The 15,103-nt window shown below is 55.8% G+C and carries 15 protein-coding genes; 3 read left to right on the top strand and 12 right to left on the bottom strand.

What is annotated here, in order from left to right; translation table 11 throughout:
• Nucleotides 1-116 precede the first annotated feature (116 nt).
• The gene (locus WFL93_RS13465) at nucleotides 117-356 is read left to right on the top strand and encodes a hypothetical protein (protein ID WP_049852256.1); all 240 of its coding nucleotides are present in this window, start codon (nucleotides 117-119) and stop codon (nucleotides 354-356) included.
• 440 nt (nucleotides 357-796) lie between these two features.
• Here WFL93_RS13465 and WFL93_RS13470 read toward each other — a convergent pair whose 3' ends face one another.
• The 10 genes from WFL93_RS13470 to WFL93_RS13515 all read right to left on the bottom strand — a co-directional run bounded on the left by WFL93_RS13470 (nucleotide 797) and on the right by WFL93_RS13515 (nucleotide 10,936).
• On the bottom strand, nucleotides 797-1,297 hold the full coding sequence (locus tag WFL93_RS13470; protein WP_336778338.1) for an RES family NAD+ phosphorylase: 501 nt from the start codon (nucleotides 1,295-1,297) through the stop codon (nucleotides 797-799).
• Nucleotides 1,297-1,779, bottom strand: coding sequence for an antitoxin Xre/MbcA/ParS toxin-binding domain-containing protein (locus WFL93_RS13475; protein ID WP_336778339.1), 483 nt, complete (start codon nucleotides 1,777-1,779; stop codon nucleotides 1,297-1,299). Before WFL93_RS13475 ends, WFL93_RS13470 begins: the two co-directional genes overlap by 1 nt.
• A 103-nt stretch (nucleotides 1,780-1,882) precedes the next feature.
• Nucleotides 1,883-2,212, bottom strand: coding sequence for a DHCW motif cupin fold protein (locus tag WFL93_RS13480; protein ID WP_049852258.1), 330 nt, complete (start codon nucleotides 2,210-2,212; stop codon nucleotides 1,883-1,885).
• Nucleotides 2,213-2,277: 65 nt separating this feature from the next.
• Nucleotides 2,278-3,762 carry an FGGY-family carbohydrate kinase gene (locus tag WFL93_RS13485; RefSeq protein WP_336778340.1) on the bottom strand — a complete coding sequence of 495 codons (1,485 nt, stop codon included), beginning with the start codon at nucleotides 3,760-3,762 and terminating at the stop codon, nucleotides 2,278-2,280.
• Between the two features lie 60 nt (nucleotides 3,763-3,822).
• Nucleotides 3,823-4,662, bottom strand: a complete 840-nt coding sequence (locus WFL93_RS13490; RefSeq protein ID WP_336778341.1) for a class I fructose-bisphosphate aldolase — start codon at nucleotides 4,660-4,662, stop codon at nucleotides 3,823-3,825.
• Complete coding sequence (locus WFL93_RS13495; RefSeq protein ID WP_336778342.1) at nucleotides 4,646-6,400, bottom strand: glycerol-3-phosphate dehydrogenase/oxidase; 1,755 nt, start codon at nucleotides 6,398-6,400, stop codon at nucleotides 4,646-4,648. Before WFL93_RS13495 ends, WFL93_RS13490 begins: the two co-directional genes overlap by 17 nt.
• The gene (locus WFL93_RS13500) at nucleotides 6,393-7,382 is read right to left on the bottom strand and encodes a sugar-binding transcriptional regulator (protein WP_007888411.1); all 990 of its coding nucleotides are present in this window, start codon (nucleotides 7,380-7,382) and stop codon (nucleotides 6,393-6,395) included. The genes WFL93_RS13495 and WFL93_RS13500 overlap by 8 nt, the downstream gene beginning before the upstream one ends.
• Before the next feature lie 13 nt (nucleotides 7,383-7,395).
• A complete protein-coding gene (locus WFL93_RS13505) occupies nucleotides 7,396-8,391 on the bottom strand; it encodes an ABC transporter permease (RefSeq protein ID WP_007888410.1) in 996 nt (331 codons plus the stop codon).
• Nucleotides 8,388-9,896: a sugar ABC transporter ATP-binding protein gene (locus tag WFL93_RS13510; RefSeq protein WP_336778343.1), complete on the bottom strand. Its 1,509-nt coding sequence runs from the start codon at nucleotides 9,894-9,896 to the stop codon at nucleotides 8,388-8,390. Before WFL93_RS13510 ends, WFL93_RS13505 begins: the two co-directional genes overlap by 4 nt.
• Before the next feature lie 11 nt (nucleotides 9,897-9,907).
• Nucleotides 9,908-10,936 carry a substrate-binding domain-containing protein gene (locus WFL93_RS13515; RefSeq protein WP_049852262.1) on the bottom strand — a complete coding sequence of 343 codons (1,029 nt, stop codon included), beginning with the start codon at nucleotides 10,934-10,936 and terminating at the stop codon, nucleotides 9,908-9,910.
• A 367-nt stretch (nucleotides 10,937-11,303) separates the two neighbouring features.
• Here WFL93_RS13515 and WFL93_RS13520 point away from each other — a divergent pair, with 367 nt between their 5' ends.
• Both WFL93_RS13520 and WFL93_RS13525 read left to right on the top strand, forming a co-directional pair.
• On the top strand, nucleotides 11,304-12,566 hold the full coding sequence (locus tag WFL93_RS13520; protein WP_336778344.1) for a DUF1479 domain-containing protein: 1,263 nt from the start codon (nucleotides 11,304-11,306) through the stop codon (nucleotides 12,564-12,566).
• A gap of 42 nt (nucleotides 12,567-12,608) precedes the next feature.
• Nucleotides 12,609-13,349, top strand: a complete 741-nt coding sequence (locus WFL93_RS13525; protein WP_336778345.1) for a DeoR family transcriptional regulator — start codon at nucleotides 12,609-12,611, stop codon at nucleotides 13,347-13,349.
• Between the two features lie 23 nt (nucleotides 13,350-13,372).
• On the opposite strand, the gene WFL93_RS13530 is transcribed toward WFL93_RS13525, so the two are convergent.
• Both WFL93_RS13530 and WFL93_RS13535 read right to left on the bottom strand, forming a co-directional pair.
• Nucleotides 13,373-14,620 (bottom strand): type II toxin-antitoxin system HipA family toxin, encoded by a 1,248-nt coding sequence (locus tag WFL93_RS13530; RefSeq protein ID WP_336778346.1) that lies wholly within the window; start codon nucleotides 14,618-14,620, stop codon nucleotides 13,373-13,375.
• Nucleotides 14,610-14,957, bottom strand: coding sequence for a helix-turn-helix domain-containing protein (locus tag WFL93_RS13535; protein ID WP_180823622.1), 348 nt, complete (start codon nucleotides 14,955-14,957; stop codon nucleotides 14,610-14,612). The genes WFL93_RS13530 and WFL93_RS13535 overlap by 11 nt, the downstream gene beginning before the upstream one ends.
• Nucleotides 14,958-15,103: the final 146 nt, after the last annotated feature.

The raw sequence follows: 15,103 nt of genomic DNA on the forward strand, positions 1-15,103 counted from the left end.
CGCAACGATGCACTGGATAAGGGCAATTTATGCGTGATGATGAATCAAATGTTTCAGCATGGTAATTGGCCGCGCAACAGCCATACTCTTTACACCCTTTCTGCGAGGAATCACTCATGAAGTGGATCATGGTTTTCGCGTTGCTGTTCAGCACCAGCGTGCTGGCACAACCGCAATGGCAGCCGGAGCGCAAAGCACCGGTGGTGCAACTCACGCCGATCGCCGCCAAGTGCGATGTTTCAGCGTGTCAGCAAAACTGCTATGTGCAGCAATCACAGTGTAAAAACGATAACAACGGCGGCTGCGGCTCGCTGGCACAAATTTGTGTACAAAACTGTTCCAGCCAGTGTCGCTAAGTGAAATAAATCTGTCATAACCGATGACTGGTCGCCATGAATGGTGACCCTACAGGCGTGACAGCAATGATGATTCAGGAATAGGCATTGATGCTGCAGCGCGGGTGTTGAGGCGACATCCCAGCCCGCTGAGTGAGTGAGGGATTCCAGGGCGAGCCGCAGGGATGCGGCGAGAGGCGGCGCTGAGCAGGAGCGAATCGCCGCCGGTCCGTCAGGAATCGCGATTGAGTGAAGGCACCGCGTAGCGGCGGGATGGGCTGGCGCAGGGCCCGGGAGTGCAGAGGGCGCGGCCAGGCGTCCTCTGCTCGGTCGCCGCACGGCATAGCTGAAACTGCCCCAGCCGAGGGCGAACGAAAGTCGCTCAGCGCTTAACTGATCGGCATTACGCCATCAATGGCGACCCTACGAAAGCCGTACCAGCAGGTAGGGTGCGCATGTAGTTAGGCTTTAATTCGCCGGTCAAGCGTGAAGGGCACTGAAGTGGCTTGGGCGATAAGGGCTGCAGCGGCGGGATGATCGGGATGCAAAATGGCATTGTCTTCACCGGTCAAAATGCTCGGCACCGTCAGCAGCAGAGGCAATTTACTCTCCAGATTGAGAAATGCCGCGCCAATCGCCTGTGTCTCTTCCTGCTGCTGATATTTGTGCCAGTCGCTGGGCAGTTTGCTGCTGTCCAGCGCCATAATTTCGCTCTCCGGAATCGGCACGGTAAAGATCACAAAGCGACTCTTCTCCAGCATGGCTTTGCCCGTATGCACCACCAGTTCGAGCGTGGCGAGCGCCTTTGAGCTGCTGAGGTAAACCGTTTTAATGCCGGGCGGATTCCAGCGGCCGCCCCATTTTTCTGCGCCAGCGCCGCTAAACGCCTCGCTGGAGTACTCTTCTTTCACTAAACGATAAAACAGTCGGTAGGGAGCATCCGGTTCCTTCCGTTGCGTCATTACACAATCACTCCGTGTTCCAGACGGCCAATCAGCGTTAACACCGCATCACACCCTGCGGGCGTGCTGAGCATATCCATGGGCAAGGCATCATCCAGTGCCAGTGCAGGTTGATACATCCAGTGCATTGCGGCGTCAACGTCGCCCGCAAACAATTGCAGTACAGCATCCAGAATTTCGAACACCTGATAAACCCGCGCGCCTTGCTCGACGGAGAGCTGCGAACCGGCTTTCTCGCGACGACGATAGGTATTGCGATCGATTGAAACCATTTGGGCAACGTCGAGCGGCGTCGCTTTGAGCACCGTGGCAGCGCGTTCAACAATAGCGACATCCAGGCCCTCGGTTATCAGCTGGTGTGCTTTCAGCGGATTGCGTGGCAAGCCCATCTGATCCATAAAGGATTGATGGACGTGCTGGATCAGCGTCGGGTCAAAGACGCGCGCGGCATTGCCGTGATTGAAAGGGGATGCAGTTGTCATAACAACCTCCTGTGCAATGTTCATTTGAACATTTTGATAGTTCAAGTGTACAGCACTGCACAGAGGTTGTCATTTTTTGTCCACGCGTAAAAATAAACGGCGATTAATCCACAATAAATAACGTTGCGCCCTGAGTCGTTGAGGAGCGATGTGCTTCCGCATTGTCCGCAACCTGATAACTAACGCCAGCGGTTAAGGTGAAGGTGCGTCCATCATCCAGCTCGGTCACCATTTCACCCTGCAGGCACAGCAAAATATGTCCTTTACTGCACCAGTGATCCGCCAGATACCCCGCTGAATACTCGACCATGCGCACGCGAATATCGCCGAAGCGCTGGGTACGCCACAGCGCAAAGCCCTGTTCGCCGGGATGCGTTTCCGGTGCGATGTCGTCCCAGGTGGTGATGCCAAAAGGAAGCTGATTGATTTGCATGCGGATACCCTAATGATGTTAAGGCATACATGATTAGCAGCCAGCGGCCATATTAGCCAGTAAAATCAACTGGCTTCCTGCCACATCTCGCGCATTGCCAGCTCCAGCTTTTTAAACACCCGATAGCGCGAGTCATGGAACGCAAAACGTTCCGCACGCGGCGGCAGTTCGCCAGGATTGATCTGCACCGCCTGCTGCGCGGCTGCGGCGAGATTACGCCATGCGCCGACGCCCACCCCGGCACACAAGGCGGCGCCCAGCGCACCGGTCTCTTTGCACTCTGCCACGCGGATAGGAATGCCCAACACATCGGCAAACATCTGCGGCCAGATACAGCTGCGCGCCGCGCCGCCGGACAAAATCGCATGGGTAAACGGAATGCCGGCCGCACGCAAGCGATCGATATGCGCCCGATGCGCAAAGGTCACGCCTTCAAATAGCGCGAACAGCATATCGGCACGCGTATGCCAGCCGCCAAGACCGTAAAATCCGGCTTTTGCCGGTTCCGATTTGCGCCCGGAATAGAGGTAAGGATGATAGAGCGGCAGCTGCGCATTCGGTTGTACGTGGGCCACGATATCGCTGCTGCGCGCGGCGCCCTGACCGCTGCGACCGTCGTCGAATTCACGCAGGAACCAGTCCAGATTGGCCGCGGACGTGGCGCTGGCTTCAATCGCCATATAGCGATCCGTTTCAATAATCGAGTTCATAAACACCGGACGCAGATAATCAGGTTTATCCACCACCACCTGATTGATGCTCCAGGTGCCTGCCACAATCGATGCTTCGCCGCTGTTAACCACGCCCGAACCCACCGCGCTGGCCACCACATCGAAAATACCGGCCACCACCGGAATGCCGCCAGGTAAACCGGTGAGCTGAGCTGCCCGTGCGGTGACATGGCCGACCACCTCACAAGATTCACGCAGTGCGGGTAACAGAGCGAGGGCATCTTCGATGCCGTACAGCGCCAGCAGTTCACGGCTGTAACCCCGTTGGCGATAATCAATCAAACCGGCGCCGGCGGCATCCGAAAAATCTGCGCTAATGGCACCACTGAGGAAATGGGCGATAACGTCTTTGGCGCAGAGTAAATGGCCGATCTGCGCCCAGCGTTCGGGCTGATGCTGCTTGATCCAGCTAATCAAAACCGGCGTGGCCGCGGGCCAGGGTTTTTGCAGTGAAATCTGGTAAATGCGCTGGTCTGCGCCGCTGCTTTCCAGCGCCTGCACCGTTTCACTGGCGCGATGATCGATAGACTGAATACCAAACAGCGGCTGCTGCTGTTTATCCAGCGCGTACAAGCCGTTGCCGTGGCCGGCAGCGCCCACCGCGATCACATCACTCGCTGGCGTTCCTGCCTGTTGCAAACAGCGGCTCACGGCAGCGCTAACGCCATGCCAGATATCCGCGACCGGCCGTTCGGCGTAACCTTCCTGCGGCCGATGCGTTTCGCCAGCGCACTCGGCAACGGACAAAACGCGCCCGCTGAGATCAAACAGCACCGCTTTGATCATGGTGTTTCCGGCATCAATACCGACTATCTTCATATCCGACTCCGTTCCATTCGCGAAGACGGCGCACCGCTTAAGCGCCGGTGCAGGTAAGGCTTAACCCTGCTGATAGATTTCCAGTGCGTCCGGGCCGCTGGCGCCCTGATGAATAATCGCCATCAGCGCTTTCACCACGCGTGACGGATTATTGTGCTGATAAACGTTGCGGCCATACACCATGCCGCTGGCACCTTGCGCCATCAGCGCGGCGCTTTTTGCCAGCACGCCCGCCAGCTCGCCTTTGCCGCCGCCGCGTACCAGCGTGGGGCAGCGCGCCGCTTCGACCACGCGATGAAAATCTTCCACGTGTTCGGTGGGATCGGCTTTGATGATATCCGCACCCAGCTCACGCGCCAGGCGCACCAGCGGCACAATCTTCTCCACATCGCCAAGGGATCCATACGCCGCGCCTTGCCCGGCGGGCGCCATTACCAGCGGTTCAATCATCAGCGGCATGCCATAGCGATCGCACGCCTGGCGCAGGCGGCCAATATTCTCGACGCACATGCGGAAAATACCCGGCTCATCGGGGATCAGATAGAGATTCACCACCACCGCAGCGGCGTCCATCTGCAGCGCGGCGAGAATCGGCTCATCGGGATTGTGCAGCACCGCCCACATTTCACGATGGCGCGCGGCGTTGTAGGCGTTGCCGACATCGGTGCGCATCACCAGCGCCGGTTTGCGCCCGGCGACGCGCTGCAGCAAATCGGCCTGGCCGTAATTCACCTGAATCGCATCCGGCTGTGCGGCGATCAGGTTATCCATCACTGCCTCTATATTCTCCAGCCCGATAAGAAAATCCGGCTCGTTGGCGATGCCATGATCGATCGCCACATCCAGACATTTGCCGTGTTGCAACAGGCGATGCATGCGCACTTTATTGGTGACTGACATGGGGTATTTCCTCCTGAAAAACGGTGGGGTAAAGACCGGTGAGGCCGTGTAAACGCGCCAGATTGTCGCAGCCGCGTTGCAGCTGCTGCGCGCGTTCGGTGTCGCTCCAGCCCAGCGTGGTCGCCATTAACTGGGCAATTTCCTGCACCAGCGGGGCGTTGAGTTCACCGCAAATCGCCAGCGAGGTGCGGCGCACCAGCAGATCTTCCAACTGGCACACCTGCTCGTGCTCAATCAGATAGCGCAGTTCGAGGTCGCTGTACGCCGCATGATGCTGCAGCGGTTGCTCGCCGTGCTGCTGAATCAGCGCCAGCAGCGGCAGGGCGCGGCTACCGTAGCGTTTAGCCAACTGCCTGACGCGCGGCAGCGGCACGGCAAAACGCTGCGCCAGCTGAGCCAGCCACGGCGTTTGCTCTGAAGGTTGCGGGAAGTCACGGCCACCGCCAATCGGCACCTCGCCGCTGGAGAGCTGGCGCTTTTCCCCCAGCAGACGTAACACCCGATCCGCCGCTTCTTCACCGAACTGGCGGAAAGTGGTCCATTTGCCGCCCACCAGACACAGCGTGCTCCAGGCGCGATTGACGTCGGGCGGCAGCATCACTAATGAGTGATTACGCGAGATTTGGCCGTTGAGTTTGGCATCGCTGGCAGGTAGCGGACGCACGCCGCAGAAGGTGTAAACAATGGCTGAATCAGGCACTTCAACCTGCGGAAAGACGAAGCGCAGCGAGTCGAGGATATAGGCCTTTTCATCCTCTTCGCACACCACCGCATCAGGATCATCAACGCGGATATCGGTTGAACCCACCAGCACCTTGCCGAACCACGGGAACATGATGCAGACCCGGCCTTCCTGATTTTCGAAGTAGACCATTTCGCCATCCAGCATATGCAGCAGCTCAGGGTGATCGAGGATCAGATGCGATCCTTTGGTGCCGCCAATCAGCTTCGGCAGGTCGTCGCGAGCAGAGAGTCGTTGATTGAGCTGATCGATCCACGCGCCACCGGCATTCACCAGCACGTGCGGTTGCAGGCGAAAGCGCTCGCCGCTTAGCGCATCCTGCAACACCACGGTTTCACCCTCGGCGCTGACCAGCTGCAGATAGTTGAGCGCCAACGCATCCGGACACGCCTTTTCAGCATCATCAATGAGCTCAAATCCCAGACGTTCCGGCGCGCTGATCCACGCATCGTAGTAACTGGCGCTGTATTTCACCCAGGGCGCGAATCCCGGCCAGCGATCGCGCGTGGCGGCTTCATTACGCACCTGATGCTTCGGCATCGAACCATACTGGCGGGTGTAGATATCGTACAGGCTGAGCCCGGTTTTAATCAGCAAGGCACCGCGCCGCGTGGGTTTATCACTGAGTCGCAGAAAGCGGCGCGTGGCGTTGATTAACCCCCCCGCGAGATTGTCGATCGGCACCGTGGTGCGCAGCGGAAAGACATAGTGCGAGGCATTTTTTAACAGGCGATCGCGCTCGGTAACCGACTCTTTCACCAGCGTAAACTCACCGGTTTCCAGATAACGCAATCCACCGTGGATCATGCGCGACAGCGCACCGCTGGCCGCCTGGCACCAGTCGCTTTTCTCCACCAGAATCGCCGGAATACCTTGCAGCGCCAGTTCACGGAAGGTACTGATGCCGTTAATGCCGCCGCCGACAATCAACACCGGCGTGGAAGACCGCTGGCGCAGGGCGCTCAGACGCTGTTCACGCGTTTGCCTATTACTCATGGTTCGCTCCTCGGCTGATGGCCAGTTCCAGTACGCCAGCCGCAGTGGATTCATCTGTGACTATCCCTTGCAGCCACTGACCGTGCAGGGCGCAGTGAATCGGGTCGACTTTGTCACGCCCGGCCACCACGGCCATGGAAAAGGGAATGCGCTGCAGTTCGGGCAAGGTCAGTCCGACTAAACGACGGTTAGCGTCAAACGGGGCGGGCTGGCCGTTGGCATCCAGCAGCCAGGCTAGCAGTTCACTGCGCGCACCGCTGGTTTCGATGCTGGCCGAAGCGTGGCGTGCCGCCAGGTTGAGATCGTAATAGCTGGAACTGTCGCTATGAATCGATCCTAATCCCACCACCGCCAGCGTGGCATTGCGCGCTTTATCCAGCACCTGTTCGACGGCGCTGATGCCCATCAGCATGTCGCGTTCGTCGGCAGAATCGGTAAACAGCGGGGCGTGGATCTGCCAGGCGTGCCCGCCAAGCCGCGCGGCCATTTCCGATGCCACATGATTAACATCGGTGTAGTGTTTGCCTTGCACGCAGCCCAGGGCAGGCACCACCTGCACGTCGTACTTTCGCGTCGGCTGCAGGGCGTCAACTAACGCGCTGACGCCTTTGCCACCGGTGATGGCAATCACATCACCATCCTTTAGGCGTGAAAGCAGATACTCTGCCGCCGCCGCGCCAACCATCTGCAGGCTATGATCCTCGCTGCGCGCCACGTTGGGCGCGACCACCACCTGTTGCAGCTGGCCGAGCGCGGCCAGATCGCTCTCCAGCTGGTGCGCAGACAGCCACGGTGATTTGATGGTGATCTCCACCATACCGCTCTCTTTACCCTGACGAATCAGCCGATTGACGCTGGCCACCGACAGGCCGGTCTCCACCGCGATATCTGACTGCTTCTTACCGTCGAGGTAATACATCACCAGTACCTGGTAAATCTGACGCGCACTATGAAACGCGGGATGTTCACTAGCAAATTCCATGGGCGATAAGTCCTTATGCAGCACGGTATTTATTCAGTAAGTGATCGATGGACACCGCCGCTAGCAGGATGAGACCTTTGATCAGCTCCTGCCAGTAAACGGAAACGTTAATTAAAATCAGCGAGCTGGTAACAATCGACAGCAGCGCCACACCCAGTACCGCGCCGAGAATCGATCCGGTGCCGCCTTTCAGGCTGGCGCCGCCAATCACCGCCGCCGCAATAACATTCAGCTCCATGCCGACACCAAAGGTGGGCGTGGCCGAGCCGAGCCGCGCCATATAGATGATGCCAGCTACACCGGCGAGCGTTGAGGTCAGTACCGTGACCCACAGTTTGATGCGATTGATATTAATGCCGGAGTAAGCGGCGGCACGTTCGTTGCTGCCGGTATAAAAGACTTTGCGAAAAAGGGTGGCTTTGCGCAGCAGGACGTCAAACAACGCAACCAGGACAAAAAACAGCACGATGACAAACGGAATGCCCCAGATCGCGCCCTGGCCGATGAATTTGAAACTCACGGGCAGAGTAAAGAGTGAGAGCGGCGTGCCCTGAGTCACAATCATGCACAGGCCACGCACAATCACCATCGCCGCCAGCGACGCGATAAAGTGGCTGAGGCCGATTTTGGTCACGGTTAATCCCATCAGCAAACCGACCAGCGCCGCCGCGCCAATGCCGCCCAGGCTTGCCAGCCAGGGATCGATGCCGCTCAGGAACAACTGTCCGGCGACCACCATTGATAGACAAACCACCGCACCAACGGAGAGATCGATACCGCCGACAATCAGCAGAATGGTCATGCCGATAACGACGATGCCTTCAATGGAAAACGACAGCAGCATCGCCTTCATGTTGGCCCAGGTGAGAAAGTAGGGCGAGGTAAAGCTCATCACCACGAAGATCAGCGCAATGATGACAATCAATCCCACTTCGCGCTGCTTATGTATGCCGCCGAACAGCGACCAGCGGGATTTTTGCAGGGTGGGCAGGGTGGTATTCATGGTCATACGGCCTCCGCTTCGGGAATGATGCCAGCGGCGAGCCGCATCAGGTTCTGTTCTGTCATGGCTGCACCGGCCACTTCGCCGCTGATGCGCCCTTCATGAATCACGATGATGCGATCGCACAGGCCAATTAACTCAGGTAGCTCCGACGAAATCACCACCAGACCCACACCGTTCGCCGCCAGTTTGGCGAGAATGCTATAGATTTCCGCCTTGGCGCTGACATCCACACCGCGCGTTGGCTCGTCGAGAAACACAATTTCCGGTTGCACCGAGAGCACGCGCGCCAGCGCCACTTTTTGCTGATTACCGCCCGACAGCGAAGAGACCGGATCGCTCAACTTGCCGTGCTTCAGTTTCACCTGCTGTGCCAGCGCTTCAGCCTGCTGCCGCTCGCGACGCGGACTGAGTAGCAGCCGATGATGACTCACCGCATTAATATCCAGCGCCGAGATATTCCATTCGATTGGCATCGCCAAAAACAGCCCGGCATCTTTGCGATCTTCCGATAAATAGACCATGCGCTGTGCGATGCTGGCGGCGTAATTGCGCAGCGTTACCGCTTCGCCTTTAATCCGGATTACGCCGCGTTTGGTTGGCAACAAACCACAAACTCCCTGGGCGATCTCACTGCGTCCGGCGCCCATCAATCCGCCAATACCGAGGATTTCACCGGGACGCAGATCAAACTGGATATCGTGGAAGTGTTTGCCATCGCCCAGTTCGCGCACTTCCAGCAACGGCGACGCCGCACTAACCGGACGTTTATCTGGATAGAGCTGCGACAGTTCACGTCCGACCAACCGGGTAATCACCTCATCGGGCGTCATACTCTGCAGCGTCGCACTGTGAACGGTGCGGCCATCGCGCAGGATGGTGATGTGCTGGCACAGCGCAAAAATTTCCGCCATGCGATGGCTGATATACACCACCGCGATCCCTTGCGCCTGCAGTTGGCGCACAATGGTAAACAGCGTCTGGGCTTCCGGTTCGGTCAGTGCGGCAGTGGGTTCATCCAGAATCAGCAGGCGGCAATCGAGCGTCAACGCTTTGGCAATCTCCACCAGTTGCTGCTGCGACAGGGAGAGCTCGCCGACCTTGCGGGTTACCGCTATCGGCGCCAGGCGGTTCATCACCTGTTGGGCCTTTTCACGCAGCACTTTATGCGGCATCAGCACGCCACGCTGGCTGGCGGCGTGCGCCATCCAGATGTTTTCGTACACGCTGATATCCGGGCATAAGGCAATTTCCTGATGCACCAAACCAATACCCAGCTGTTGCGCTTCGCGCGGCGAACGGATGGTCACCGCCTTACCCTCCAGCAATATTTCACCGCCGTCCGGACGCAAAATGCCATCAATGATATTCATCAGCGTCGATTTACCCGCGCCGTTCTCGCCGGCCAGCGCATGAATTTCACCGGCGCGCAGGGTGAGATCCACGCCCTGTAAAGCCCGCACCGCGCCAAAGCTTTTACTGATGCCGCGCAATTCCAGTAGTGCCGTCATGATCGTCACCTTTACTCGTTGATGCCTTTGGTACCACGGCGTTTCAGATAGGCATCCCAGCGGAAATCGTCGGCATTGTCTTTTGTCACCACCGCGTAGCCGTTATCGAGGATCGGGAAGGCGAAGGGATTGGTGCCGGTGCGTTTGGCATCATTCATGGGATCGATCAGCTCAGGATGGGCGGCGAGGAAAAGCGTCATAAAGCCCATGTAACCCTGAATGCCCTGATTCGGGTTGATGGCGCCAAACACCTCGCCGCTTTTGATCATATCCAGCACCTTGGCGTTAACATCGACGGTCATCACTTTCACTTTGCCGCCATTTTCCGCGACCGCCTGAGCGGCACCAATCGCCGAACTGGCTTCCGGCATAAAGATACCCTTCAGGTTGGGATTGGCCTGCAGCATCGAGAGTACGGCGTTGTAGGCCTTAGAAGGATCCTGGTTGGTGGCGGCGCGCGCGACCAGTTTGCTATCCGGGAAGGCGGTTTTCATTTCATTGATAAAGGCGCTAACGCGGCGATCGTGATTATCCTGACCCGGGTTTTCCAGCACCGCAAACTCGGCGCCTTTGCCCATCGCCTTGCCGAGTTCATCAGCGGCAGCTTTCCCTTCGCGGAAGTTGTCTGAGGTGATATAAGCCACGCGTTTGCTGTTAGGCGAATCGGCGGCGAAGGTAACGACCGGAATACCCATTTCGGCGGCACGATTAATCGGCTCAATAAAGGGATCGGGATTCATGGGATGCAGGAAAATGCCAGCGGGTTTTTGCGCCAGGATCTGCTCAAAGCTGGAGAGCTGTTGGTTAACGTCATAAGCCGGCGTTCCACCGTAAACGGTTTTACAACCGAGCTGATGCGCTGCCTGTTTAAACATTTCATACACCGGGAACCAGTATTCAACCCCGGTTACCATCACGTTCATGTAGTAGGTTTCGCCGGGCTTACAGCGAAATTGAGGCGCGTCATCAGCGGCGCTTACGGTGCTGGTGAAACTGCTCGCTAAGCATAAACTGGCGAGAAGTGCGGTGATTTTTTTCATGTTTTTTCCCCGGAACTGACGCTGAATGTGTATGGCTCAGCCGTGACAACAAAACGCGGAAAAACGAGCCGGGGCGAAATTGAAAATTATTTCTAATGCGTGAAATAATTTTCACAAGGTATAAAAGCTGGCGCGGGAAAGATCAATTTATGGTTAATGAATTGTTTCGTAGTTGTGATTGTGTTCACTAATTGCCCATTGATCCCGGCTCAAACCAAAATTTTCATATGAAATCGATCCAATCTTTTTAATGTGACCTTCATCGATATTTTGAGGTTGCGTGATTGTTAAGTGCTGCCCATTTGTTATGAATGAAGCTTACTTAAGTTTCGAATGAAGCAATCAAGCCAACAAATCGGAGCAGCAAATGAATACAACGTTCACCTCATTGCAACAACCTGATGATTTCAAACAAAACGTTCGCCTGATGAAAAAAGTGCTCAGAGAGCAGATCGGCGATGTAGAAGGGCTGTTTGAACAAGTCAGAGCGAAAATCGTCAGCGAAATAGCGGCAGCGCGTGCAGAAGAAGCGCAATACGGTTCAGCCTGGCCGCAGGTTAGCCAGGAAGATATCGCTGCCGGGCGTATCAGCGAACAGGTGAAGGATCATATTCGTCGGCGCGGTTGTGTGGTGGTCAAACAGACCTTCAGCCGCGATCAGGCATTGGCGTGGGATGAATCGATGCTCAAGTACCTCGATGACAACGATTTCGACAACGTCTATACAGGCCCAGGTGATAACTTCTTCGGTAATCTTGAGGCTTCACGCCCGGAAATCTATCCGATTTACTGGAGCGAGGCGCAAATGTCAGCGCGCCAAAGTGACGCCATGGCGCAGACACAATCCTTTCTCAATCGCCTGTGGAAGTTTGAGTCGCGCGGTACACGCTGGTTCGAGCCAGACGTCAGCATTATCTATCCCGATCGCATTCGCCGCCGTTTGCCTGGCACCACCTCGAAAGGGCTCGGCGCGCATACCGATTCCGGTGCGCTGGAGCGCTGGCTGCTGCCGGCTTATCAGCAGGTGTTCAGCAAAATCTTCACCCATCAGTTTGATCAATACGATCCATGGGATGCCGCACACCGCACCGAAGTGAATGAATATCAATCTGGCACCACCACCAAATGCTCGGCATTCCGCACCTTCCAGGGCTGGACCGCGCTGTCAGATATGCAGATTGGGCAGGGCCTGTTGCATGTGGTGCCGGTGCCAGAAGCGATGGCCTATTTGCTGCTGCGTCCGCTGCTGAAGGATGTGCCGGAGGATGAGCTGTGCGGCGTTGCGCCGGGTAAAGTGCTGCCGGTTTCCGCGCAGTGGCATCCTGAGTTGATTGAGGGGTTATGCTCGATTCCTGCGCTGCAAGCCGGCGATTCGGTGTGGTGGCACTGTGATGTGATCCATTCGGTTGCGCCGGTTGACGATCAGCAAGGCTGGGGCAATGTGATGTACATTCCCGCTGCGCCGCTGTGTGAGAAAAACGCCGCCTACGCCAGCAAAGTGGCACAGGCGCTGGCCAGCGGGGCTTCGCCGGGTGATTTTCCACAGGAGGATTATGAAACCCAGTGGCGCGATCGTTTCACGCTCGATGCACTGAATGCCAATGGGCGCCGCAGTCTGGGATTGCGCTAAATTTCTGGTAAGCTTGGCAAAAATCTTTCAGTAGCGGGTGTTATGAACGCACGTCATCAGCAAATTATCCAGTTGGTTAGTGAACGCGGCAGCGTCAGCGTCAATGAGCTGGCGCAAAACACCGGCGTTTCGGAAGTGACCGTGCGTCAGGACCTCAATCTATTGGAGAAAGGCGGCTTTCTGCGCCGCGTGCACGGTTCTGCCGTGGCGGCAGAAAGCGATGATGTGGGCGCGCGCATGCAGACCCGCTTTGCGGTGAAGAAGCGTCTGGCAGAGCACGCTGCGTCGTTGGTGAACAGCGGTGAAACGGTGTTCATTGAAGGCGGCAGCACCAATGCGTTGCTGGCACGCGAACTGAGCGATCGCAGCGATATCACCATCATCACCGTGAGCCACTACATCGCCGGATTGCTGCGTGAAAAGGGCGGCGATGTGATTATCCTCGGCGGTCTTTTTCAAAAAAGCAGCGAATCGGTGGTGGGGCCGCTGACGCGTTTATGTATTCAACATCTGAATTTCCATAAGGCGTTTATCGGCATTGATGGCTGGGATAGCGTCACCGGCTTTACCGGTCGCGACATGCTGCGCTGTGACGTGGTGAATGCCATCATGGAAAAGCCGACGCACACCATCGCGCTGACTGATTCATCGAAATTTGGTCAGATCCACCCGTTTGCGCTGGCCCCGACGCAGCCGTTTAACACGCTTATCACCGATGCCGAACTGGATGCCGCCTATCAAAAGGCGCTGCGCGCGCAGGGTGTGGCGCTGAATTTGATTTAACTATGAACCCATCATTTCGTGTGTCATTCAAGTGAAAACGGATTGATAAATTGCCTGCCCCATAGACTTGCGCGGTCAACCTGGTTCAGTTCCGCTTCGTCACATACGGTGCGCCAGTGGCTTTCGATCGACGTTTTCATCATCATGAATTGCTCATGCGCATCAGTGCGACTCAACGCAAAATGATGGGCCGCGCTCAGACAACTGGTCATGCGGCTTAAATTATTATTGCCGCTGATGAGCATCGCCTGCGAAGCTTCATTACCTGCTCGGCCCTGCGGGCAAATATCATAAGCTGGCGTCAGACTAAAGGAGTTACCATCCCAAAACGCAGCGTGATTTCGCGCATGATCATCGGTGTTGCCGCAGAGAATATTGAAGCAGAGCCGCTTATACATTTCTAACAATGTCTCATTGGGTGATGCGAAGCGCTGACGAATTATTTCAGCTAACGTCTCATAACTGGCATAACGCGCGAGCATATCGTCGAGTTCAAACAAAGTCAGAGCGGAGAGCATAACTTTGCGTGTCCATCCATCGGACAGGTACTCACGGTCAAAGCGCTCAATCATGATCACATCGCGCCCGCTAGCCTTAACAAGTTTCACCGGCGCGACATTTAAGCCTGCGAAATATGCAAGCCGCATTGCAAGAAATTCGCCTTTTACCACATTCCATATATCGGCACTGGCTGAAAATTTAGCGATATATTTTTTTCCATCAGCTTCGATTAACGCTTTAGGGCGTGCGCCGCCAATCGACGTGCCATGAAACAACGCTTGATCCAGTTCTGGTGTCAACGGCACACCTTTTTCAACCCGATCAGCTGACTCAAGTAATTCAGGAAGGCTCACATTTTCAGCGGCTCTTGGAATATAGTCCGTTGCGGAATGCTGGAAATCCAAAGCACCGATGCGATCTGAACCGGACTCCATCAGGTAGGTCAGCTCATCAAGCATTCCGGTATCAACATTGGCACCTTTTCGTCCCATGCGACGGTTGATGATGACACGACGGCCCCAAGCGTCAGGTGCGCTATCTCGAATACAACCCGCAATTTTCAGACCATTCAAAGGAGGAATAATCCCCGTACGCAAAGGAAGTTCGTTCGGATTAAGCGGAATACGATTTTCTCGTTGCAGGTAACTGCGACCATAGTTGAAAAGTAGAGTATCTCCCTCAGTTTCTAGTCTTCCCGCTACCACCGGATGAGTCTCACCCGGCAACCATATCCATACGTAAGCTTCTCTAAAATGCTGTTCAGAAGTCATCTTTCACCTTCCTGGTGCTCTTTGTTTTACTGGTGTGTTTTGGTAATAGCTTTAGCTTCTCCTCCACACGATTACGATGACTGACCAATGATGGCAAACTCACCTCTGTATCAAAGAGAGGAATACCCAAAATGGCCGCAATCTCAAAATAGGTGCCTATCTGGCATTTAACATCGCCTTGCTCAACGCGATATAACGTTCCCCGAGAAATTCCGGCTCTTTCTGCCAATTCTGCGGCAGGGATCTGTTTTTCAATACGTTCAGCACGAATCAGAGAAGCCAATAACGCAATGGCTTCCTGAGCATATCGAGAGGGGGGGGATCCGACAAAAGTCATGATTTGCTCCATACATAATACAAATAGCCATTATATGTACTACATATAGAACATTATAATCGGATGAGAGATTCTAATCCATCTTGAGAAACATCATATTAATAGGTGTTGTTCTCTGTATAGTACGCATAGGCCTTATATGTACT

Source organism: Pantoea sp. USHLN256, assembly GCF_037149875.1.
In the GTDB taxonomy this organism is placed as follows: Bacteria; Pseudomonadota; Gammaproteobacteria; order Enterobacterales; family Enterobacteriaceae; genus Pantoea; species Pantoea nemavictus.

What these genes read in the sequence shown, in the direction of transcription:
- WFL93_RS13470 (WP_336778338.1), bottom strand. Translation starts at nt 1,297, where the DNA reads ATGACGCAACGGAAGGAACCGGATGCTCCCTACCGACTGTTTTATCGT.
- WFL93_RS13535 (WP_180823622.1), bottom strand. Translation starts at nt 14,957, where the DNA reads ATGACTTTTGTCGGATCCCCCCCCTCTCGATATGCTCAGGAAGCCATT.
- WFL93_RS13485 (WP_336778340.1), bottom strand. Translation starts at nt 3,762, where the DNA reads ATGAAGATAGTCGGTATTGATGCCGGAAACACCATGATCAAAGCGGTG.
- WFL93_RS13530 (WP_336778346.1), bottom strand. Translation starts at nt 14,620, where the DNA reads ATGACTTCTGAACAGCATTTTAGAGAAGCTTACGTATGGATATGGTTG.
- WFL93_RS13510 (WP_336778343.1), bottom strand. Translation starts at nt 9,896, where the DNA reads ATGACGGCACTACTGGAATTGCGCGGCATCAGTAAAAGCTTTGGCGCG.
- WFL93_RS13475 (WP_336778339.1), bottom strand. Translation starts at nt 1,779, where the DNA reads ATGACAACTGCATCCCCTTTCAATCACGGCAATGCCGCGCGCGTCTTT.
- WFL93_RS13505 (WP_007888410.1), bottom strand. Translation starts at nt 8,391, where the DNA reads ATGACCATGAATACCACCCTGCCCACCCTGCAAAAATCCCGCTGGTCG.
- WFL93_RS13465 (WP_049852256.1), top strand. Translation starts at nt 117, where the DNA reads ATGAAGTGGATCATGGTTTTCGCGTTGCTGTTCAGCACCAGCGTGCTG.
- WFL93_RS13515 (WP_049852262.1), bottom strand. Translation starts at nt 10,936, where the DNA reads ATGAAAAAAATCACCGCACTTCTCGCCAGTTTATGCTTAGCGAGCAGT.
- WFL93_RS13480 (WP_049852258.1), bottom strand. Translation starts at nt 2,212, where the DNA reads ATGCAAATCAATCAGCTTCCTTTTGGCATCACCACCTGGGACGACATC.
- WFL93_RS13520 (WP_336778344.1), top strand. Translation starts at nt 11,304, where the DNA reads ATGAATACAACGTTCACCTCATTGCAACAACCTGATGATTTCAAACAA.
- WFL93_RS13490 (WP_336778341.1), bottom strand. Translation starts at nt 4,662, where the DNA reads ATGTCAGTCACCAATAAAGTGCGCATGCATCGCCTGTTGCAACACGGC.
- WFL93_RS13500 (WP_007888411.1), bottom strand. Translation starts at nt 7,382, where the DNA reads ATGGAATTTGCTAGTGAACATCCCGCGTTTCATAGTGCGCGTCAGATT.
- WFL93_RS13495 (WP_336778342.1), bottom strand. Translation starts at nt 6,400, where the DNA reads ATGAGTAATAGGCAAACGCGTGAACAGCGTCTGAGCGCCCTGCGCCAG.
- WFL93_RS13525 (WP_336778345.1), top strand. Translation starts at nt 12,609, where the DNA reads ATGAACGCACGTCATCAGCAAATTATCCAGTTGGTTAGTGAACGCGGC.